The 19,789-nt window shown below is 67.6% G+C and carries 16 protein-coding genes and 1 pseudogene; 11 read left to right on the top strand and 6 right to left on the bottom strand.

Annotated features, from left to right (window positions below; genetic code table 11):
* Together ACE3OK_RS10475 and ACE3OK_RS10470 are read right to left on the bottom strand one after the other, a co-directional pair.
* Positions 1 to 420, bottom strand: coding sequence for a VOC family protein (locus ACE3OK_RS10475; RefSeq protein WP_374249485.1), 420 nt, complete (start codon positions 418 to 420; stop codon positions 1 to 3).
* 49 nt (positions 421 to 469) lie between these two features.
* On the bottom strand, positions 470 to 1,291 hold the full coding sequence (locus ACE3OK_RS10470; protein WP_374249484.1) for an SDR family oxidoreductase: 822 nt from the start codon (positions 1,289 to 1,291) through the stop codon (positions 470 to 472).
* A 57-nt stretch (positions 1,292 to 1,348) separates the two neighbouring features.
* Here ACE3OK_RS10470 and ACE3OK_RS10465 point away from each other — a divergent pair, with 57 nt between their 5' ends.
* The gene (locus ACE3OK_RS10465; protein ID WP_374249483.1) at positions 1,349 to 3,274 is read left to right on the top strand and encodes a VTT domain-containing protein; all 1,926 of its coding nucleotides are present in this window, start codon (positions 1,349 to 1,351) and stop codon (positions 3,272 to 3,274) included.
* 65 nt (positions 3,275 to 3,339) lie between these two features.
* Here ACE3OK_RS10465 and mpl read toward each other — a convergent pair whose 3' ends face one another.
* On the bottom strand, positions 3,340 to 4,716 hold the full coding sequence (gene mpl, locus ACE3OK_RS10460; RefSeq protein ID WP_374249482.1) for a UDP-N-acetylmuramate:L-alanyl-gamma-D-glutamyl-meso-diaminopimelate ligase: 1,377 nt from the start codon (positions 4,714 to 4,716) through the stop codon (positions 3,340 to 3,342).
* A gap of 122 nt (positions 4,717 to 4,838) precedes the next feature.
* Positions 4,839 to 5,417, bottom strand: coding sequence for an adenylate kinase (locus tag ACE3OK_RS10455; protein ID WP_374249481.1), 579 nt, complete (start codon positions 5,415 to 5,417; stop codon positions 4,839 to 4,841).
* A gap of 128 nt (positions 5,418 to 5,545) precedes the next feature.
* On the opposite strand from ACE3OK_RS10455, the gene ACE3OK_RS10450 reads away from it, so the two are divergent.
* The 4 genes from ACE3OK_RS10450 to ACE3OK_RS10435 all read left to right on the top strand — a co-directional run bounded on the left by ACE3OK_RS10450 (position 5,546) and on the right by ACE3OK_RS10435 (position 10,291).
* Complete coding sequence (locus ACE3OK_RS10450; RefSeq protein WP_374249480.1) at positions 5,546 to 6,802, top strand: 6-phosphofructokinase; 1,257 nt, start codon at positions 5,546 to 5,548, stop codon at positions 6,800 to 6,802.
* Positions 6,803 to 6,861: 59 nt separating this feature from the next.
* Positions 6,862 to 7,668, top strand: a complete 807-nt coding sequence (locus tag ACE3OK_RS10445; RefSeq protein WP_374249479.1) for a CsgG/HfaB family protein — start codon at positions 6,862 to 6,864, stop codon at positions 7,666 to 7,668.
* Positions 7,669 to 7,763: 95 nt separating this feature from the next.
* Positions 7,764 to 7,988: a DUF167 domain-containing protein gene (locus ACE3OK_RS10440; RefSeq protein ID WP_374249478.1), complete on the top strand. Its 225-nt coding sequence runs from the start codon at positions 7,764 to 7,766 to the stop codon at positions 7,986 to 7,988.
* A gap of 119 nt (positions 7,989 to 8,107) precedes the next feature.
* Entirely contained in the window at positions 8,108 to 10,291 is a 2,184-nt protein-coding gene (locus ACE3OK_RS10435) for a sodium-translocating pyrophosphatase (RefSeq protein ID WP_374249477.1), read from the top strand.
* A 72-nt stretch (positions 10,292 to 10,363) separates the two neighbouring features.
* Here ACE3OK_RS10435 and sucD read toward each other — a convergent pair whose 3' ends face one another.
* Positions 10,364 to 11,239: a succinate--CoA ligase subunit alpha gene (gene sucD, locus ACE3OK_RS10430; protein WP_374249476.1), complete on the bottom strand. Its 876-nt coding sequence runs from the start codon at positions 11,237 to 11,239 to the stop codon at positions 10,364 to 10,366.
* 165 nt (positions 11,240 to 11,404) lie between these two features.
* The gene (sucC, locus tag ACE3OK_RS10425; protein ID WP_374249475.1) at positions 11,405 to 12,574 is read right to left on the bottom strand and encodes an ADP-forming succinate--CoA ligase subunit beta; all 1,170 of its coding nucleotides are present in this window, start codon (positions 12,572 to 12,574) and stop codon (positions 11,405 to 11,407) included.
* A gap of 138 nt (positions 12,575 to 12,712) precedes the next feature.
* Here sucC and ACE3OK_RS10420 point away from each other — a divergent pair, with 138 nt between their 5' ends.
* The 6 genes and pseudogenes from ACE3OK_RS10420 (at position 12,713) to ACE3OK_RS10395 (ending at position 19,742) form a co-directional block, all read left to right on the top strand.
* A complete protein-coding gene (locus ACE3OK_RS10420; protein WP_374249496.1) occupies positions 12,713 to 14,329 on the top strand; it encodes a PAS domain-containing sensor histidine kinase in 1,617 nt (538 codons plus the stop codon).
* Positions 14,330 to 14,442: 113 nt separating this feature from the next.
* Positions 14,443 to 15,855 (top strand): annotated as a pseudogene (locus ACE3OK_RS10415) (sigma-54-dependent transcriptional regulator); the annotation flags it as partial.
* A 143-nt stretch (positions 15,856 to 15,998) separates the two neighbouring features.
* The gene (gene aroQ / locus ACE3OK_RS10410; RefSeq protein ID WP_374249474.1) at positions 15,999 to 16,439 is read left to right on the top strand and encodes a type II 3-dehydroquinate dehydratase; all 441 of its coding nucleotides are present in this window, start codon (positions 15,999 to 16,001) and stop codon (positions 16,437 to 16,439) included.
* An 18-nt stretch (positions 16,440 to 16,457) separates the two neighbouring features.
* Positions 16,458 to 16,940 carry an acetyl-CoA carboxylase biotin carboxyl carrier protein gene (gene accB / locus ACE3OK_RS10405; RefSeq protein ID WP_374249473.1) on the top strand — a complete coding sequence of 161 codons (483 nt, stop codon included), beginning with the start codon at positions 16,458 to 16,460 and terminating at the stop codon, positions 16,938 to 16,940.
* Positions 16,941 to 16,952: 12 nt separating this feature from the next.
* Positions 16,953 to 18,320, top strand: a complete 1,368-nt coding sequence (accC, locus tag ACE3OK_RS10400) for an acetyl-CoA carboxylase biotin carboxylase subunit (RefSeq protein WP_374249472.1) — start codon at positions 16,953 to 16,955, stop codon at positions 18,318 to 18,320.
* Between the two features lie 93 nt (positions 18,321 to 18,413).
* The gene (locus ACE3OK_RS10395; protein ID WP_374249471.1) at positions 18,414 to 19,742 is read left to right on the top strand and encodes a hypothetical protein; all 1,329 of its coding nucleotides are present in this window, start codon (positions 18,414 to 18,416) and stop codon (positions 19,740 to 19,742) included.
* Positions 19,743 to 19,789 lie beyond the last annotated feature (47 nt).

Genomic DNA, 19,789 nt, shown 5'->3' with positions numbered 1-19,789 from the left:
TCACCAGACTCCCGTGTTCGGCATCGATACCCACGGCTCCTGCGGCGGCAGGTGGCCGTCCTGCAGCAGCTCCACCGAGATCAGGTCCGGCGAGCGCACGAACGCCATGTGGCCGTCGCGTGGCGGGCGATTGATGGTGTAACCCATGTCCAGCAGGTGCTGGCAGGTGGCATGAATGTCGGCAACGCGGAACGCGAGGTGGCCGAAGTTGCGGGCGCTACCGTAGTCCTCGTCTGCATCCCAGTTGTAGGTCAGCTCGATCTCCGCGTCCGGGGTTTCGTCGGCGGCGAGGAAGATCAGGGTGAAGCGGCCCGCTGCGTTTTCCATGCGCCGGGTTTCGCGCAGGCCCAGGCCTTCGCAGTAGAAGCGCAGCGACGCATCGACATCGCGCACGCGCACCATCGTGTGCAGGTATTTCATGGCGGGATTCCGTTCGGGGGGATCGCAAGATGATCCCACGAAGGCCGGTTCAGGGATCGATGTAGAGATCCGGCAGCAGCGGCATCGACGGGTCCTGCGCGTAGCCGGACATGTCACCCATGCCGGCCTCGCGCAGCACATCATCATCGATCAGGAAGTTGCCGGAAAAACCGGCGGCTTCGCGGGTCAGCACGGCGTGCGCGGCATCGCCCATGATCTCGGGCTTGCGGCCGTTGCCGGCGGCGACGCCCGGGATCATGTTCAACGCATCGGTGGCGATCAGCGTGCGCGGCCACAGCGCGTTCACCGCCACGCCGCGCGGCCCGAACTCGGCGGCCAGGCCCAGCGTCACGAAGCTCATGCCCATCTTCGCCAGCGTGTAGGCGGTATGCGGCCCCCACCACTTCGGGTCCAGCGAGGGCGGCGGGCACAGGGTGAGGATGTGCGGGTTCGGCGCGTCGAGCAGATGCGGCAGGCAGGCCTGCGCGCACAGGAAGCTGCCGCGGCTGTTGACCTGCTGCATCAGGTCGAAGCGCTTCATCGGCGTGTCCAGCGTGCCGCGCAGCCAGATCGCGCTGGCGTTGTTGACCAGGATATCGATGCCGCCGAAGGCATCGACGGTCGCGGCGACCGCCGCACGCACCTCGTCTTCCTCGCGGATGTCGCACTTCAGCGCCAGCGCGCGACCGCCCGCCTCCTCGACGGCGCGCGCGGCGCTGTGGATGGTGCCGGGCAGCTTGGGATTGGGCACGTCCGACTTGGCGGCGATGGCGACGTTGGCGCCGTCGCGGGCGGCGCGCAGCGCGATGGCCAGGCCGATGCCGCGCGAGGCGCCGGTGATGAACAGGGTCTTGCCGGAAAGGGTCGTCATGGGAATGCCACCTGATTCGTTCAAGGAAAGTGTAGCCCCGCCACCTATAATCCGCCCATGCATGGCGCCTGGTTCGACAACACCGTTGCCTGGATCGGCGCGCACCCGCAAGCGGCGGGGCTGCTGGTCTTCCTGATCGCGTTCTGCGATGCCGTGATCGTGCTGGGCGCGATCGTGCCGGCGCTGCCGTTGATGATCGCCATCGGCATCCTGATCGGCATGGGCTCGATTTCCGGCCCCTATGCGGTGGCCTGCGCAGCACTGGGCGCGCTGGCCGGCGACGGTCTCAGCTTCTGGATTGGCTGGCGCTACGGCGAACGGCTGCGCGGGGTGTGGCCGTTCCGGAGGTATCCGGCGCTGCTGGAGCGCGGCGAGGCGCTGTTCCGGCGCAATGCTATCAAGGGCCTCCTGATTGCGCGCTATGTCGGCGCGGTACGCCCGTTCGTGCCCGCCATCGCCGGCATGGCGAAGATGCCCGTGCTGCGCTACCTGCGCACCAGCGGGCTCGCCTGCCTGTCGTGGGCGGTGTTGTTCCTGCTGCCGGGCTGGGTGCTGGGCCAAGCCTACGACGCGGTGGCCGCGGTGGCCGACAAACTGGCGCTGGTGCTGCTGGGCCTGCTGGCGGCACTGGGGCTGGCCTGGGCGGTGGTGCTCTACACCTGGCGCTGGTTTGCCCTGAATGCCGACAGCCTGCTGGCGCGGCTGCTGCGTTGGGTGCATGCCCACCCGGTGCTGGGCCGCCATGTGGGTGCACTGGTCGATCGCCGCCGCCCGGAAACCGCTCCCCTGCTGTTGCTGGCGGTGTGCCTGTTCGGTGTGGCCTGGCTGTGGACCTGGTTCAGCGTGACCCTGCTGGCGAAGGGCGGCCCGCTGCTGCTGGACCACGACGTGTATGCGCTGATGTTTTCCCTGCGCAACCCGTTGGCCGACCGCGCGATGGCCACGCTGGCGGCGATCGGCAGTGCGCCGGTGTTGGGGCTGGCGGCGCTGGGGGCGTTGGCGTGGCTGCTGTGGCGCCGGCGCTGGAAGGCGGCGATCCATTGGGTGGCGGCAATTGCCATCGGGTTGGCGCTGACCGAAGCACTGGATGCGGTGATCGACATGCCGCGCCCCCCTACGGCGACGGCCGGCTTCGGCTTTCCCTCGATCGCCGTCACCATGACCACGGTGGTGTTCGGTTTCTTCGCGGTGCTGATCGCCCGCGAACTGCCGGGCCGCAAACGCGTCTGGCCCTATCTGGTCACCGGCGTGGCCACCGCACTGGTGGGTTTCGCGCGCCTGTACCTGGGCGCGCATTGGTTGTCCGACATCCTCGGTGGCGTGCTGCTGGGCGCGTTATGGGTGCTGCTGATCGGCATCGCGTATCGCCGCCACAACGATCGCGCCCACTGGATGCGCCCGCTGGCTTGGGCGTTCTACGGCAGTTTCCTGCTGGCCGCAGGCTGGTATGCACCACGCAATGCGCCGCAGATCCTGGCGCAATTCGAGCCACCGCCACCGGCCGAAGCAGTGTCCTTCCCGCAATGGCAGGCACAGGGCCTGCGCGATGCAGGCCATCGCTTCGACCTGGAGATTGCCGGTGATGCGGCTTTGCTGCACCAGGATCTGCAACGGCAAGGCTGGAAGGCGCAACCGGCGGCCGACTGGCTGGCCGTGCTGCGGTTGCTGGATGACAGCCTGCCACCCGCCGAGCGTCCGGTGCTGCCACTGGCCTTGAACGCGCATCCCGAACGCCTGTTGTTGCGCCGCATCGACCGCGCCGACGCGCGCCATATCGAAGTGCTGCGCGTGTGGCCGGCACCAGTGCGACTGCAGGATGGCAGCCCGCTGTGGGTGGCACGCTACGACAACATGCGCCTGCAGCGCCGGCTGCGACTATTGACTCTGTGGAAGCCGGAGCCGCCGGCACACAGGCTGCCGGCCGACTTGCAAACGCTGGGCAAGATGGATGCGCGGCTGCGCGTGGTAACGCATCCGCGTTGAGCACGCGACCCTGCCCTTTGCAGACGGCTGCTGCGCAAAGACCGCGGAGCAGGCCCTCTACACGATCATGCGTTGACGAGCGACGCGAAAAACCTGCGCGGCGCGCCGTCGAAGCCGCCGTTCGACATGAACACCACATGGTCGCCAGCGCGCACGATTCCGCCCAGCGCGGCCAGCAGCGCTTCTGCGTCGGCCACGGCATGGCCTTCGCCGCGCAGCGCCGCGATCACCTTGCCGGCGTCCCAGGGCAGCTCCGGCCGCGCGAGGAACACCACCGCGTCGGCCAGGTCCAGCGACGGCGCCAACGCATCGGCGTGCGCGCCCAGACGCATCGAATTGCTGCGCGGCTCCATAGCCACCACGATGCGGGCATCGCCCACCTTCGCCCGTAGCCCGGACAGCGTGGTCGCGATGGCGGTGGGATGGTGGGCGAAGTCGTCGTACACGGTGACGCCAGCGTGTTCGCCAATCACCTCCAGCCGTCGCTTCACGCTGTGGAAGCCCGACAGCGCCGGCATGACCGTCGCGACGTCCACGCCCACGGCCGCGCAAGCCGCCAGCGCGGCCAGGCCGTTCAGCACGTTGTGGTCGCCCAGCAGCGGCCAGTCGACGATGCCAAGTTCGATGCCAGCGCGGAGCACCGCGAAGCGACTACCGTCGTCGGCGAGCTTGCGCGCGCTCCATTCGAATGCGGGATCGGACGCACCGTCATAGAGCCCGAACCGCTCCACCGGCGTCCAGCAGCCCATCGCCAGCACTTCACGCAGGCGCGCGTCGTGGCCGTTGACGATCAACCGGCCGCGACCGGGCACGGTACGCACCAGATGGTGGAACTGGCGCTGGATCGCGGCCACGTCCGGGAAGATGTCGGCGTGGTCGTATTCCAGGTTGTTGAGGATGGCGACCAGCGGGCGGTAGTGGACGAACTTGCTGCGCTTGTCGAAGAAGGCGGTGTCGTATTCGTCCGCCTCCACCACGAACTCTCGGCCCGCACCCACCCGCGCCGAGACGCCGAAGTCCTCGGCGACGCCGCCGATCAGGAAGCCGGGCGCGCGGCCCGCGGTCTGCAGCAGGTAGGCCAGGATCGTCGTCGTGGTGGTCTTGCCGTGGGTGCCGGCCACCGCCAGGGTGTCGCGACCGGGCAACACGCGCTCGCTGAGCCATTGCGCTCCGGAGGTGTACTTCAACCCGGCATCCAGCACGTGCTCGACCGCCGGGTTGCCGCGCGACAGCGCGTTGCCGACGATGATTTCATCGCAGTCCGCGCCAATGTTGCCGGCGGCGTAACCCTGCTGCAGCGCGATGCCCAACTGTTCCAACTGGGTGGACATCGGCGGGTAGATGTTGGCGTCGCTGCCTTCGACGGCATGGCCAAGTTCGCGCGCCAGCGCGGCCACGCCGCCCATGAAGGTGCCGGCGATGCCGAGGATATGGAGTTTCATCTGACTGGCTCCGGGAGGGGAGCAGGTCGGCGCGGCACCGGCCCCGCAAGTCGCTCCCCGATACTCGCTTGGTTGCGGGGCCGGTGCCGCGCCGACCCGCTCATCGCATGCTGCGGCGGCGTTCAACCGACCTCGTGCCCCGCCTGGATCGCTTCCACGATCCGGGTGAACACGGCTTCCAGTTCGCCCACGCCGTCCACCGTGGTCAGCTGGCCGTGCTGGCGGTAATAGTCGATGACCGGTGCGGTCTTTTCGTCGTACACGTTCAGGCGGTGGCGCACCGATTCGGGGGTGTCGTCGGCGCGGCCCTCGGCCTTGGCGCGGCCGGCCAGGCGTTCGATGATCTGCTCGTTGTCCACCACCAGTTGCACGGCGGCGTCGAACTTCTGGCCCAGCGAGGCCAGCAGGGCATCCAGCGCGGCGGCCTGTGCCAGGTTGCGCGGGTAGCCGTCGAGGATGAAGCCGGCGCGAGTGTCCTCGCGAGAGAAGCGATCCTTCAGCATCCCCAGCAGGATTTCATCGCTGACCAAGTCGCCGCGCGCCATCACTTCCTTGGCTTGCAGGCCCAGCGGCGAGCCGGCGGCCACTTCCGCGCGCAGCAAATCACCGGTGGAGATGTGCGGCACTTGCAGGAAATCCTTCAGCCGCGCCGCCTGCGTCCCCTTGCCGGATCCCGGCGCGCCCAACAGCACCAATCGCATCGCTTTCACTCCAGATTCGTCTCGTGAATTGTCTCGCGGAACGGCGCTAGACTGCGGTCTTGCGCCAAAACCCGGCCAGCTTACTGCATTTCGCCGCCGGTTCAGGGGCCCATCCCGAGGATTTCGCCATGCCAGAAGGCAACCTGCTGTACGCCCAGAGCGGCGGCGTGACCGCCGTCATCAACGCCACCGCGGCCGCCGTACTGCAGGCGGCACGGGCGAAGAAGGTGCGGGTGCTGGCCGCCCGCAACGGCATTCTGGGAGCGCTGCGCGAGGACTTGCTCGACACCTCCAGCCTCACCACCGCCGACGTGAAGGCCCTGGCCCACACCCCTGGCGGCGCGTTCGGCAGCTGCAGGCTCAAGCTCAAATCACTGGCCGACGACCGCGCCAGGTACGCGCGCCTGCTGGACGTGTTCCGCGCCCACGACGTGCGCTGGTTCCTCTACAACGGCGGCAACGATTCCGCCGACACCGCCCTGAAGGTCTCGCAATTGGCGGCCGAGTTCGGCTATCCGCTGACCTGCGTGGGTGTGCCGAAGACGGTGGACAACGACCTGGCCGTGACCGACTGCTGCCCGGGCTTCGGCTCGGCGGCCAAATACACCGCGGTGTCGGTGCGCGAATGCGCTCTGGATGTGGCGGCGATGGCGGAAACCTCCACCAAGGTGTTCGTCTACGAGGCGATGGGCCGCCATGCGGGCTGGCTGGCGGCGGCCGCCGGGCTGGCCGGCGCAGGCCGTGACGATGCGCCACACCTGATCCTGTTCCCGGAGCGGGTGTTCGACGAGGCCGATTTCATGGCCCGCGTCGATGCCGTGGTGAAACGCGTTGGCTACTGCGTGGTGGTGGCCAGCGAAGGCATCCGCCGCGCCGACGGCAGCTTCGTGGCCGACGCCGGCGGCGGCAAGGACAGCTTCGGCCATACCCAGCTGGGCGGCGTGGCCTCGCACCTGGCTGGACGGGTCAAGGACACGCTGGGTTACAAGGTGCATTGGGCGCTGCCGGATTACCTGCAACGCTCGGCGCGGCACCTGGCCAGCAAGACCGACCTTGAACACGCCGTCGCGGTGGGCCGCGCGGCCGTGGAATGCGCCCTGGCGGGGCAGAACGCAGTGATGCCGGTGATCGTGCGCGACGGCGATGCCCCCTACCACTGGCACATCGACATCGCCCCGCTGGCGCACATTGCCAATCGCGAGAAAACCATGCCCAAAGGCTTCATCCGCAAGGACGGCCATGGCATCACCACCGCCGCGCGCCGCTATCTGTCGCCGCTGATCGCCGGCGAAGCCTACCCCCCGTATGTCGGGGATGGCCTGCCTGGCTATGTCGCCCCCAGGATGCCGGCACTGCGCCGCAAGCTGCCGGCTTGGAGCGCATGAGCCTGCCGGTTTACACTCAACAGTTGATTGCCGTCACACTTCACCCCGCAGAGGCCCCGATGAAAACCGCACTCACCCTCACCGCACTGGCCGTTGCCCTGGCCGCCCTCAGCACGCCGGCGCAGGCACAGTGGAACAAAAAGCAGAACGACCCGCAGGGTGCCGCCGCTGGCGCAAACGCACAAGGCACTGCTGCCAACCTCGAACATTGCGACGAGCCGCTGGGCACCATTGCCGTGGTGGAAGAACAGGACGGCGATTGGTATCGCTACCTGACCTCCGACCTGCGCCTGCCGTCCACCATCCCGGTGATCCGCATGATCATCCAGCAGTCCAATTGCTTCGTGGTGGTGGAGCGCGGCCGCGCAATGCAGAACATGATGCAGGAGCGCGCGCTGATGGACAGCGGCGAAATGCGCCAGGGCAGCAACTTCGGCAAGGGCCAGATGGTGGCGGCCGACTACACCATGAACCCCAGCATCAATTTCTCGCAAAGCAATGCCGGCGGCATCGGCGCGGCACTGGGTGCATTCGGTGGCCGACTGGGCGGGATCGGCGCCATCGTCGGCGGCCTGAAATTCAAGAAAGCGGAAACCATGCTGACCATGATCGACAACCGCTCCGGCGTGCAGATCGGCGTGGCGCAGGGCAATGCCACCAAGACCGACTTCGGCCTGGGCGGCTTCGGCGGCGGCAGTGGCGGCTTCGGCGCGCTGGGCGGCTACAGCAATACCCCGGAAGGCAAGGCACTGGCGGCGGCGTTCGCCAACGCCTACAACAACTTGGTGCGTGCGATGCGCGACTACCGGCCACAGGAAGTGCAAGGCGGGCTGGGCAAGGGCGGCAAACTGCGGGTGGGCCAGTAACCCACGCGCTCCCCTCTTGCGGCACCACGAGCGCCCGGCCCTGGCGGCCGGGCGTTTTTGTTGGCGAGTACCCCGCCACATGCGATGCTGACCCGATGCCCATCCTGCACGTCAAGGCCAAGCCCAACGCCCGCGTCTCCGCGCTGACCCGGCAAGAGGATGGCACCTGGCTGGCGCAACTCAAATCCCCGCCCGTGGACGGCAAGGCCAATGCGGAATTGATCGCGCTGGTGGCCGAGGCCTTCGGCTGCACGAAGTCCTCCATCAGCATCAAGACCGGCGCCGGCAGCAAGCTCAAGCGGGTGGTGGTGCCGGATTGAGCGTTTCCCTGCCGCCATCACCCCGGATGGCATCCGGCTGTGCGATAGTCGGGCGGTTGCCTGCCCCCACGGGCACGTCCATCCACTGATCCATCACTTTCACTCCGGGGAGGGGTTACATGCTGGAGCATTACGGTTTGGTCATGGCGCTGGGTTGCGCCATCGTCGCAATTGTTTATGGCCTGTGGGCGGCCGCATGGATCAACCGGCAATCCGCCGGCAACGAGCGCATGCAGGAAATCGCCGGCGCGATCCAGGAAGGCGCGCGCGCCTATCTCAACCGCCAGTACTCGACGATTGCCGTCGCCGGCGTGGTGCTGCTGGTGCTGATCGGCGTGTTCCTTGGGGTCCACACCGCCATTGGCTTCGCGATCGGCGCGGTGCTCTCGGGCGCGGCCGGCTACATCGGCATGAATGTGTCGGTGCGCGCCAATGTGCGCACCGCCGAAGCCGCCCGCCAAGGCATGGGCCCGGCGATGAATGTGGCCTTCAAGGGCGGTGCCATCACCGGCATGCTGGTGGTGGGGCTGGGCCTGTTGGGGGTGGCCGGCTATTACTTCGTGCTGGAAAAAATCGGCGTGCCGCAGAACGAAGCCCTGCATGCGCTGGTCGGCCTGGCCTTCGGTTCCTCGCTGATCTCGATCTTCGCGCGCCTCGGCGGCGGCATCTTCACCAAGGGTGCCGACGTGGGTGCCGATCTGGTGGGCAAGGTCGAGGCCGGCATCCCCGAGGATGACCCCCGCAACCCGGCGGTGATCGCCGACAACGTGGGCGACAACGTCGGCGACTGCGCCGGCATGGCCGCCGACCTGTTCGAAACCTACGCCGTCACCGTGATCGCCACCATGCTGCTGGGCGGGCTGATGGTCGCCACCGTCGGCCAGCACGCGGTGCTGTACCCGCTGGTGCTGGGCGGCGCGTCCATCATCGCCTCGATCATCGGCGCGTTCTTCGTCAAGGTCTCCGGCAGCAACCCGAACATCATGGGCGCGCTGTATCGCGGCGTGATCGTGTCGGCGGTGCTGGCCGCCATCGCCTTCTACCCGATCACCACCCAGCTGATGGGCGACTCCAGCTACGGCGCGATGAACCTGTACGGCTGCGCGCTGATCGGGTTGGTGCTGACCGGCGTGATCGTGTGGATCACCGAGTACTACACCGGCACCCAGTACGCGCCGGTCAAGCACGTCGCGCAGGCCTCCACCACCGGCCACGGCACCAACATCATCGCCGGCCTCGGCGTGTCGATGAAGTCCACCGCGTTGCCGGTGCTGGCGGTGTGCGCCTCGATCCTCGGCGCCTACACGCTGGGCGGCTTGTACGGGATCGCGATCGCCGCCACCTCGATGCTGTCGATGGCCGGCATGATCGTGGCGCTGGACGCCTACGGACCGATCACCGACAACGCCGGCGGCATCGCGGAAATGAGCGAACTGCCGGCCGACGTGCGCAACGTGACGGATCCGCTGGACGCGGTGGGCAACACCACCAAGGCGGTGACCAAGGGCTATGCCATCGGCTCGGCAGCACTGGCCGCGCTCGTCCTGTTCGCCGACTACACCCACAACCTGCAGACCGCGCACCCCGACGTGCAGTTCACCTTCGACCTGTCCAACCACATGGTCATCATCGGCCTGCTGATCGGCGGCCTGATCCCGTACCTGTTCGGCGCGATGGCGATGGAAGCCGTGGGCCGCGCGGCCGGTGCGGTGGTGGAGGAAGTGCGCCGCCAGTTCCGCGACATCAAAGGCATCATGGACGGCACCGGCAAGCCGCAGTACGACAAGGCGGTGGACATGCTGACCAAGTCGGCGATCAAGGAAATGATCGTGCCCTCGCTGCTGCCGGTCGCGGTGCCGGTGATCGTGGGCCTGGCACTCGGCCCGCAGGCGCTGGGCGGATTGCTGATCGGCACCATTGTCACCGGCATCTTCGTGGCGATCTCGATGACCACCGGCGGCGGCGCGTGGGACAACGCCAAGAAGTACATCGAGGACGGCCACTTCGGCGGCAAGGGTTCCGAGGCGCACAAGGCCGCGGTGACCGGCGACACCGTCGGCGATCCCTACAAGGACACCGCCGGCCCGGCCGTGAACCCGCTGATCAAGATCATCAACATCGTGGCGCTGCTGATCGTGCCGCTGTTGCCGGTGAACACCCAGCACACCGAAGCGGCCAAGCCGCCGGTGGCGGTGAGCGAGCCAGCCACGGCGCAGATGCAGGCCACTCCGGATGCGTCGATGCCAACGCCGGCACCCGCCGTGGATGCGCCCGCATCGGCACCGACAGAGCCTGCGCACTGAACGTTCGTCCGTGGCAAACCAAAAACGGCGACCTTGCGGTCGCCGTTTTTGTTTCAACCCTGTGCGCCCGGCTTACTTCGCAAGCCGCTTGGCGATTGCCGCACCGAGGTCACCGGGGCTGCGCACGGTGGTGATGCCAGCCTTTTCCATCGCCGCGAACTTGCCTTCGGCGGTGCCGGAACCACCGGAAGCAATTGCACCGGCATGGCCCATGCGCTTGCCCTTCGGCGCGGACGCACCGGCGATGAAGCCGACCACCGGCTTGGTGACGTGCTTGGCGATGAACTCGGCCGCCTCTTCTTCGGCGCTGCCACCGATTTCACCGACCATGATGATGCCTTCGGTCTGCGGATCGTTCTGGAACAGCTTCAGTGCGTCGATGAAGTTGGTGCCATTGATGGGGTCGCCGCCGATGCCAATGCAGGTGCTCTGGCCCAGGCCGACGTCGGTGGTCTGCTTGACCGCTTCGTAGGTCAACGTGCCGCTGCGCGAGACGATGCCCACCTTGCCCGGCAGGTGGATGTGGCCGGGCATGATGCCGATCTTGCATTCGCCGGGGGTGATCACGCCGGGGCAGTTGGGGCCCACCAGCACCACGTCGGGATGGCCCTTCAGCACGTTCTTCACGCGCAGCATGTCCAGCACCGGGATGCCCTCGGTGATGCAAACGATGACCTTGATGCCAGCCGCGGCCGCTTCCAGGATGGCGTCGGCCGCGAACGGCGGCGGCACGTAGATCACCGACGCATCGGCGCCGGTGGCAGCCACGGCTTCGGCCACGGTATTGAACACCGGCAGGTCGATGTGGGTGGTGCCCCCCTTGCCGGGCGTCACGCCGCCGACGACCTGGGTGCCATATTCCACCATCTGGGTGGCGTGGAAGGTGCCCTGCTGGCCGGTGAAGCCCTGCACGATCACCTTGGTGTTCTTGTTGATCAAAACGGACATTTCTGGAAGTTCCTTCGCTGTTCGGATATCGGCTGCTTCGGACGCATCGGACAAGAGTGGATCGCCTTGCCCGCCACTACTACGTGCCTCCACAACCCCCACCGCGCCGCTTCGCGTCGCGGTCGCCCCCTTGACGCAAGGGGGCTGAAAAAACCGCTCCGACGATCAAGCCGCCTTGGCAACGGCCGCAACCGCCTTCTTCGCGCCGTCGTTGATGTCGTCGGCCGGAATGATGGCCAGGCCCGAGTTCTTCAGCAGGTCCTTGCCCGCTTCGACATTGGTGCCTTCCAGACGCACGATCACCGGAATCTGCACGCCCACTTCCTTGACCGCGGCGATGATGCCCTCGGCGATCATGTCGCAGCGGACGATGCCACCGAAGATGTTGACGAAGATCGCACGCACCTTGTCGCTGGACAGGATCAGCTTGAACGCCTCGGTCACGCGCTCCTTGTTGGCACCGCCGCCGACGTCCAGGAAGTTCGCGGGCGCGCCGCCTTCCAGCTTGATCACGTCCATGGTGGCCATTGCCAGGCCGGCGCCGTTGACCATGCAGCCGATGTTGCCGTCCATGGTCACGTAATTCAGGTCGTACTGGCTGGCGCGCACTTCGGTTTCGTCTTCCTGGCGGATGTCGCGCATCGCGGTCAGGTCGGCGTGGCGGAAGCTGGCGTTGTCGTCGGAATTGATCTTGCCGTCCAGCACCGCCAGGTTGCCGTCGGTAAGGATGGCCAGCGGGTTCAATTCCACCAGCGCCAGGTCCTTGTCGTTGAACAGCTTGAACAGGCCCAGCATGATCTTGGTGAGCTGACCCACCTGCTTGGCGTTCAGGCCCAGCGCGAAGCCCAGGTTGCGGCATTCGAACGGTTGCAGGCCCTGCACGTAGTTCACGTGCAAGGTCTTGATCGCCTCCGGCTTCTCGCGCGCGACCTGCTCGATGTCCATGCCGCCTTCCGCCGAAGCGATGAAGGTGATGGAACGGGTATCGCGGTCCACCAGCACCGACAGGTACAGCTCCTTGGCGATGTCGGTGCCTTCGCAGACCAGCACCGAATCCACCGGCAGCTCGACGCCGGCGGTCTGGTAGGTGGCCATCTTCGTGCCCAGCATGCCCTTGGCATATTCGCGGACTTCATCCAGCGACTTCGCCAGCTTCACGCCACCGGCCTTGCCGCGGCCGCCGGCATGGATCTGCGCCTTGATGACCCACAGGCCACCGGGAATGGTCTTGGCCGCGTCGACGGCCTCCTCCGGCGTGCGCGCGACGCGCCCGGTCGGGACTGCGATGCCGTAATCGGCAAACAATTGCTTGGCCTGATATTCGTGGAAATTCATGGATCACCCGGGGAGAGGACGGACGCTCCGCGCCGCCGGACTGTCCGGCCCGGCACGGGCGGACTCCCATTTTAGCGTGTTGCGGCGCGTCATGCGTTGCCGCCGGTCCGGCTTCTTGCATACTGCCGGCCGATGCCCATGCACGCCGCCAGCTCCCGCACCCCCGCCGCCGACGCGCGCCTGTTGCCGGAAATCCAGCGCGAACTGCATTTTTTCGCGCTGTACCGGGTGTTCGAAGCGGCCCTGCTGTGCCTGACCGTGTTCAGCCCGTTCGGGGAGCTGCTGCTCTCCCAGCCGCGTCATCCACGGCTGGCGGCCGGGGTTGCCCTGGGCTACCTGCTGGGAGCGATGCTGCTGTTCCTGCTCCGGCGGCGCGGCAACCTGCCGGCACAGGTGCTGGCCGGGGTCGGCGGCGACATCGCGGTTGCCGTGCTGGCCATGCATGCCATCCCCGGGGTGGCGTCCGGCATCGCCATGATGCTGCTGTTCAACATCGGGGCGGCTGCCCTGCTGCTGTCCCTGCGCCAGGGGCTGGCCATCGCCACCGCCGCCAGCCTGGCCATGGCGCTGCAATTCTTCTGGAGCGCCCTGTCCGGGGAAGGGCCACTGCGACCGGCCGCCGAAGTGCCGATGTTCGCCGCCAGCTACCTGGCCATCGCCACCCTGACCAGCCTGCTGGGCCGGCAGATGCGCGCCAGCGAGGCACTCGCCGAGGCCCGCGGCAGCCAGGTGGCGAACCTGGCCGAGGTGAACGAACTGATCATCCGCCGCATGCGTACCGGCGTGCTGCTGGTGGATGGCAATGACGAGATCCGCCTGGCCAACGAAGCAGCGATGCTGCAACTGGGCGATGCCGGCGAGGGCCGGCGCCTGCTGGCCACCGCCGCGCCGGCGCTGGAAGTGCGGCTGCGCCGCTGGGAACGCGACGGCACGCTGGACTCCACCCCCCTGCAATTGGCGGCCGACCTGCCGGAAGTGCTGCCGCGCTTTGCCCGCCTGTTGGCCGGCGGCGACCAGGTGCTGGTGTTCCTGGACGACGCCGAATTGGCCTCGCGCCGCGCGGAAACCCTCACCCTGGCGACCCTGGGCCGGTTTTCCGCCAGCCTGGCGCATGAGATCCGCAACCCGCTGGCCGCCATCAGCTACGCCACCCAGCTGCTGGAGGAGTCCCGCGACATCCCGGATGCCGACCGCCGCCTGCTGGAAATCATCTACCAGCAGACCCGGCGCATGAACGGCATCGTCGAGAACGTGCTGGGGCTGGCCCGGCGCGAACGCGCCCAGCCGGAGCACGTGGACCTGTGCGAATTCGCCCGCCAGTTCGTGACCGACTACCGCGAAAGCCACCCGCTGGACAACGACAATCTGGACGCCCGCACCCCCGGGCAGCCGGTGCCCTGCCTCGTCGATCGCCGCCAACTCCAACAAATCGTCACCGTGCTGGTACACAACGCATTGGTGTATGGCCGCATGCCGGGCGAACCGGCACGGGTGACCCTGCACATCCACCTCGACGCCAAGGGCGGCCCGCTGCTGGACGTGGTGGACCACGGGCCGGGCATCCCCGACGCGGTGGCCGCCCGGTTGTTCCGGCCGTTCTTCACCACCTCCGGCCACGGCACCGGGCTGGGGCTCTACATCGCCCGCGAAATGTGCATGGCCAACCAGGCCGACCTGGCCTACGTGGCCCTGCCGGCAGGTGGTGCCTGCTTCCGCATCCGGCTGGCCGGTGCCCGCGCCATCGACACCGCGTAAGCCCTGCCGGAGGCGGCCCACCTGCCGCAGAACGTCGCACTTGGACGTGGCACGGCAACCGGTTATCGTGGCCGGTAATGACAACCCCCGCCCGCAACACCGCCCCCCACACCCCGCCCAAGGCGCTGATCGTCGACGACGAGCGTGACATCCGCGAATTGCTGGTGCTCACCCTGGGCCGGATGGGTCTGGAATGCGACACCGCGTCGTCCCTGCACGATGCGCGCGCGTTGCTGCGCCATCACCAATACGCGCTGTGCCTGACCGACATGCGCCTGAGCGACGGCTCCGGCATCGAACTGGTAAAGGAAATCACCCAGCTGCACGCGCAGACCCCGGTGGCCATGATCACCGCCTTCGGCAACCAGGAAGCCGCGGTGGATGCGCTGAAAGCCGGTGCCTTCGATTTCGTCAGCAAACCGGTGGACCTGGCGGTGCTGCGCGGGCTGGTGCAACACGCCCTGAAACTGGGGCCGCAGCCCCGTGCCGGTGGCGAGGCGGGGCACAAGCCCGGGGGCGGGACGTCCGGCTCGGTGGCCGCGCGCCTGCTGGGCCAATCCGCCGCCATGGCCAGCCTGCGGGCCACCCTGGCCAAGGTGGCCCGCAGCCAGGCCCCCGTGTACATCGCCGGCGAATCCGGCGTCGGCAAGGAGCTGGTGGCGCGCACCATCCACGACGAAGGCGCGCGCGCCAACGGCCCGTTCGTGCCGGTGAACTGCGGCGCGATTCCCGCCGAACTGATGGAAAGCGAGTTCTTCGGCCACAAGAAAGGCAGCTTCACCGGTGCCCACGCCGACAAGACCGGCCTGTTCCAGGCGGCCGAAGGCGGCACCTTGTTCCTCGACGAGATCGCCGAACTGCCGATGGCCATGCAGGTCAAGCTGCTGCGCGCCATCCAGGAAAAGTCGGTGCGCCCGGTGGGTGCCAATGGCGAAGTGGCAGTGGATGTACGCATCCTGTCGGCCACCCACAAGAACCTGGCGGCGCTGGTGGACGAGGGCAGGTTCCGCCACGACCTGTATTACCGCATCAACGTGATCGAGTTGCGGGTACCGCCGCTGCGCGAGCGCCGCGAGGACCTGCCGCTGCTGATCGAGGCCATCCTCACCCGGCTGGCTGCCGCGCAAAGCCGGCTGCGCCCGCTGCTGCATGCCGACGCCATGGAAGCGCTGGCGCATTACACCTTCCCCGGCAACGTGCGCGAACTGGAGAACATCCTCGAACGCGCCTTCGCTCTGGCCGATGACGACGGCATCCGCGCCAGCGACTTGCACCTGCCGGAGAACCGGCCGGCACCACCGCTGCCGCCGCAGGCCAGCGCCGCCGCCGCCAACCTCGACCCCACCCTGATCGACCCGCGCGAATCCGCCGCCAGCGCCCTGCCCGGCTTCATCGAGGAAATCGAGCGCAAGGCGATCGAACTGGCCCTGGCGGACAACCGCTACAACAAGACCAAGACCGCCGCGCAACTGGGCATCACCTTCCGGGCGCTGCGCTACAAGCTCAAGAAACTGGGCATCGACTGACCTGCCGGCCCTTCGGGGATTTAGAGCCGCAACTCCAACATCCAGCTAAAACGCAATTATCCGGCAAAAGTTCGCCGAACTGGACAGCATCCCCCATAAGGAGGACACTGCGCGCCAGTTCCCGGGGGGATCCACCCGTTCCAATGGCGAAGTTGCTGCTCCTGCATGGCCCCAACCTCAACCTGCTCGGCACGCGCGAGCCGGAGGTCTATGGGCACACCACGCTGGCCGACATCGATGCCGACCTGACCGCGCGCGCAGCCGCTGCTGGCCACACGCTGACCACCTTCCAATCCAATGCCGAGCACGCCCTAGTGGACCGGGTGCAGGCCGCCCGCACGGATGGCACCGCCTTCATCCTGATCAACCCGGCCGCGTTCACCCACACATCGGTGGCCCTGCGCGATGCGCTGGCCGCCGTGGCCATTCCCTTCATCGAAATTCACCTGTCCAACCCGCACAGCCGCGAACCCTTCCGCCAGCACAGCTATTTCAGCGACAAGGCGGTGGGGGTGATCTGCGGCTTCGGTGCGGACTCCTACCGTTACGCCTTGGACGCCGCCCTGTCGCGGTTGCCGGCCTGAAACCAAGAGGATCTCTCAATGGATCTGCGCAAAATCAAGAAACTGATCGACTTGCTGGAAGAGTCGAATCTGGCCGAAATCGAGATCAAGGAAGGCGAGGAATCGGTGCGCCTGGCACGCGTGCCCAAGGGTGGCATGCCGGTCGCCGCGCCGGTGGTGCAGCATGTCGCCGCCCCCGCGCCGGCAGCGATGGCCGCGATGCCGATGCAGTCGCCGGTGCAGGCCGCCACCGGCGGCAGCAAGCCCGCCGCGCCCGAACTGCCGGCCGGCCACGTGGTGCGCTCGCCGATGGTGGGCACCTTCTACGCCAGCCCGGCCCCCGACAAGCCGGCCTTCGTCAGCGTGGGCCAGGCGGTCAAGGCCGGCGAGACCTTGGGGATCATCGAGGCGATGAAGATGTTCAACCCGATCGAGGCCGACGTCTCCGGCACCGTGCTGGCGATCCAGTGCGACAGCGGCCAGCCGGTGGAGTTCGACCAGCCGCTGTTCGTGATCGGCTGAGGACAGCCTGCCATGCTTGAGAAAGTCGTCATCGCCAACCGTGGCGAAATCGCGCTGCGCATCCTGCGCGCCTGCCATGCGCTGGGCATCCGCACCGTGGCCGTGCATTCCACCGCCGACCGCAACCTGAAACACGTGGCGATGGCCGATGAATCCGTCTGCATCGGCCCGGCGCCGTCGGCGGAGAGCTACCTCAACATGCCGGCGATCATTGCCGCCGCCGAAGTCACCGACGCGCAGGCCATCCATCCCGGTTATGGCTTCTTGTCGGAAAACGCCGACTTCGCCGAGCGCGTGGAGCAATCCGGCTTCGTCTTCATCGGCCCCAAGGCCGACACCATTCGCCTGATGGGCGACAAGGTGGAAGCGATCCGCGCGATGAAGGCCGCGGGCGTGCCTTGCGTGCCCGGCTCGGGTGGCCCGCTCGGCGACGACGCCGCCAGCAACGTCAAGATCGCCCGCGAGATCGGCTACCCGGTCATCGTCAAGGCGGCCGGCGGCGGCGGCGGGCGCGGCATGCGCGTGGTGCATTCGGAGGCGGCGCTGGTCAACGCCATCGCCACCACCAAGCAGGAAGCCAAGGCCGCGTTCGGCAACGACATGGTCTACATGGAGAAGTTCCTGGAGAATCCACGCCACGTGGAGATCCAGGTACTCGCCGACGGCCAGGGCAGCGCCATCCACCTCGGCGAGCGCGACTGCTCCATGCAGCGCCGCCACCAGAAGGTGGTGGAGGAAGCACCGGCGCCGGGCATCACCCCGGAGCAGCGCGCACAGATCGGCAAGGTCTGCGTGGAAGCCTGCCTGCGTATCGGCTACCGCGGCGCGGGCACGTTCGAATTCCTGTACGAGAACGGCCGCTTCTACTTCATCGAGATGAACACCCGCGTGCAGGTGGAGCATCCGGTGACCGAGCTGGTCACCGGCATCGACCTGGTGCGCGAACAGTTGCTGATCGCCGCCGGCCACAAGCTGTCGATCAAGCAGAGCGACGTGGTGCTGAACGGCCACGCCATCGAGTGCCGCATCAACGCCGAGGACCCGGACACGTTCTTCCCCTGCCCCGGCCTGATCCAGCACTTCCATGCCCCGGGCGGCCCGGGCGTGCGCGTGGACTCGCACATCTACGAGGGCTACCGCGTCCCGCCGAACTACGACTCGATGATCGGCAAGCTCATCGTGCACGGCGCCGACCGCGCCCAGGCGATCGCGCGGATGCGGGTGGCGCTGAGTGAAATGGTGGTGGACGGCATCAAGACCAACATCCCGCTGCAGCAGCGCATCCTGGCCGACGGGGGCTTCACGCAGGGCGGCCAGAACATCCACTACCTGGAAAAGCGGCTGGCCGAGCGCAAGGAAAAGGCGCTCTCGCTGCTCTGAGCGCCCGCATGTCGCCGGCGCAGGGCGGCCGATGGCCGCTTGTGCCGGCTTTTTCCGCTGTATCCGGAATCCGCCACCGTTTCCGGAGTTCCCATGCGTCGCCTCGCCCTGCCCCTTGCCCTCGCCACCACGCTGCTGGCCCTGCCGGCCGCCAGCCAGCAGGGCAAGACCCCACCGGTCAACCTCTATATCGACGTCGCCACCCACAACATGGCCGGGATGCCGGACATGGGCGGGATGATGGGGGGCATGATGGGCGGCTTCATGGCCCGGCGGATGGGCGGCGGCGAGGCCGCCAAACCCACCTACCCCACCACCCGCAACGGGGGAATGAGCGGGCAATACCTCGACATCGCCCTGCACAACGCGCTCAAGCCGGGCGTGCAGGCACAGGAAAGCATCCCCGCCGGGCTGAATCTGGGCAAATCGCTGACCCTGATCCCCATCGAGCCCAGCCCCCGTTCCAGCGGCGACAGCGCGCCCGGCAAGGTGCCGGACGTGGAAGTGAAGATCACCGAATACTGGGGCTGCGGTGCCGCCATCCGCCCCGGCCAGCCCAAGGTGGCCAGCTTCAAGGTCAAGGGCAGCAACAAGCCGGTCGATCCACGCAACCCGATGGGCGGCATGCAGGGCATCGACGTCGAAAGCTCCGGCAGCCTCTCGCGCGGGCTGTACGCACCGGATCGCGACATCGACCTCCAGCCCGGCTACGTCTACTGGCCCAACCGCCAGTACGGCAAGCAGGTGCCCAACGGCGCGCGACTGGCCGGCAACCACCAGATCAGCGGCGACGGCATCCCCGCCTCGATGCAGTTCGAGGTGCAGCAAGCCGCCGACTTCATGCCCCGGCTGGCCCTGCACTCGCAAGGTGAAGCCACCGAAGCGGTCTATCTGAACTGGCCATCGGTGGAGCGCGCGCGCGCCTATTTCATCACCGGCATGAAGATGCGGATGCTGGGGCAGAACGCGTTCCAGCTGGTGATCTGGAGCAGCGCCGAGGTGCCCGGTGCCGGCAGCGGCGTGCACAGCTACCTCGCCGGCAGCACCCTCGACAAATGGTTGAAGCTGAAAGTGCTGTTGCCCTCCACCGCCACCAGCTGCCTCATTCCCAAGGGCATCTTCGCCGGTGGCGGCAGCGGTGGCAGTGGCGGCGAGGGCGACATGGTGCCGGCCATGCTGATGATGACCGCCTACGGGCCGGAGAACTGGATCACCTACCCGCCCAGGCCTGCCGACCCCAAACAACCTTGGAAGCCGGAATGGAGCGTGCGCCTGCGCGCCAAGTCCACCGCCACCGCCATGTTGGGGCTGGATTTCGGCAGCATGCAGCAAGGCGATGACGGCGACGGCCAGCCGTCCCGGCCGGCGCAGAAACGGCCGGGCATGAAAGGCTTGCTGCACGGAATCCTCGGCGGCGGCTGAGCCGCGCGGTACGGCGGAACCTGCGAGAATGGCGCGCTCACCCCGTG

Origin of the sequence: Thermomonas sp. (genome assembly GCF_041905325.1) — a bacterium.
Taxonomy (GTDB): domain Bacteria; phylum Pseudomonadota; class Gammaproteobacteria; order Xanthomonadales; family Xanthomonadaceae; genus Thermomonas.
The sequence above is the reverse complement of the archived record's forward strand: the minus strand, read 5'-3'. Positions and strand labels throughout refer to the sequence as shown.

Excerpts from the sequence above, each read along its gene's own strand:
- ACE3OK_RS10420 (WP_374249496.1), top strand. The coding sequence starts at position 12,713 with ATGCACGCCGCCAGCTCCCGCACCCCCGCCGCCGACGCGCGCCTGTTG.
- ACE3OK_RS10395 (WP_374249471.1), top strand. The coding sequence starts at position 18,414 with ATGCGTCGCCTCGCCCTGCCCCTTGCCCTCGCCACCACGCTGCTGGCC.
- ACE3OK_RS10465 (WP_374249483.1), top strand. The coding sequence starts at position 1,349 with ATGCATGGCGCCTGGTTCGACAACACCGTTGCCTGGATCGGCGCGCAC.
- accB (WP_374249473.1), top strand. The coding sequence starts at position 16,458 with ATGGATCTGCGCAAAATCAAGAAACTGATCGACTTGCTGGAAGAGTCG.
- accC (WP_374249472.1), top strand. The coding sequence starts at position 16,953 with ATGCTTGAGAAAGTCGTCATCGCCAACCGTGGCGAAATCGCGCTGCGC.
- mpl (WP_374249482.1), bottom strand. The coding sequence starts at position 4,716 with ATGAAACTCCATATCCTCGGCATCGCCGGCACCTTCATGGGCGGCGTG.
- sucC (WP_374249475.1), bottom strand. The coding sequence starts at position 12,574 with ATGAATTTCCACGAATATCAGGCCAAGCAATTGTTTGCCGATTACGGC.
- ACE3OK_RS10445 (WP_374249479.1), top strand. The coding sequence starts at position 6,862 with ATGAAAACCGCACTCACCCTCACCGCACTGGCCGTTGCCCTGGCCGCC.
- ACE3OK_RS10440 (WP_374249478.1), top strand. The coding sequence starts at position 7,764 with ATGCCCATCCTGCACGTCAAGGCCAAGCCCAACGCCCGCGTCTCCGCG.
- ACE3OK_RS10475 (WP_374249485.1), bottom strand. The coding sequence starts at position 420 with ATGAAATACCTGCACACGATGGTGCGCGTGCGCGATGTCGATGCGTCG.
- ACE3OK_RS10455 (WP_374249481.1), bottom strand. The coding sequence starts at position 5,417 with ATGCGATTGGTGCTGTTGGGCGCGCCGGGATCCGGCAAGGGGACGCAG.
- aroQ (WP_374249474.1), top strand. The coding sequence starts at position 15,999 with ATGGCGAAGTTGCTGCTCCTGCATGGCCCCAACCTCAACCTGCTCGGC.
- ACE3OK_RS10470 (WP_374249484.1), bottom strand. The coding sequence starts at position 1,291 with ATGACGACCCTTTCCGGCAAGACCCTGTTCATCACCGGCGCCTCGCGC.
- ACE3OK_RS10435 (WP_374249477.1), top strand. The coding sequence starts at position 8,108 with ATGCTGGAGCATTACGGTTTGGTCATGGCGCTGGGTTGCGCCATCGTC.
- ACE3OK_RS10450 (WP_374249480.1), top strand. The coding sequence starts at position 5,546 with ATGCCAGAAGGCAACCTGCTGTACGCCCAGAGCGGCGGCGTGACCGCC.
- sucD (WP_374249476.1), bottom strand. The coding sequence starts at position 11,239 with ATGTCCGTTTTGATCAACAAGAACACCAAGGTGATCGTGCAGGGCTTC.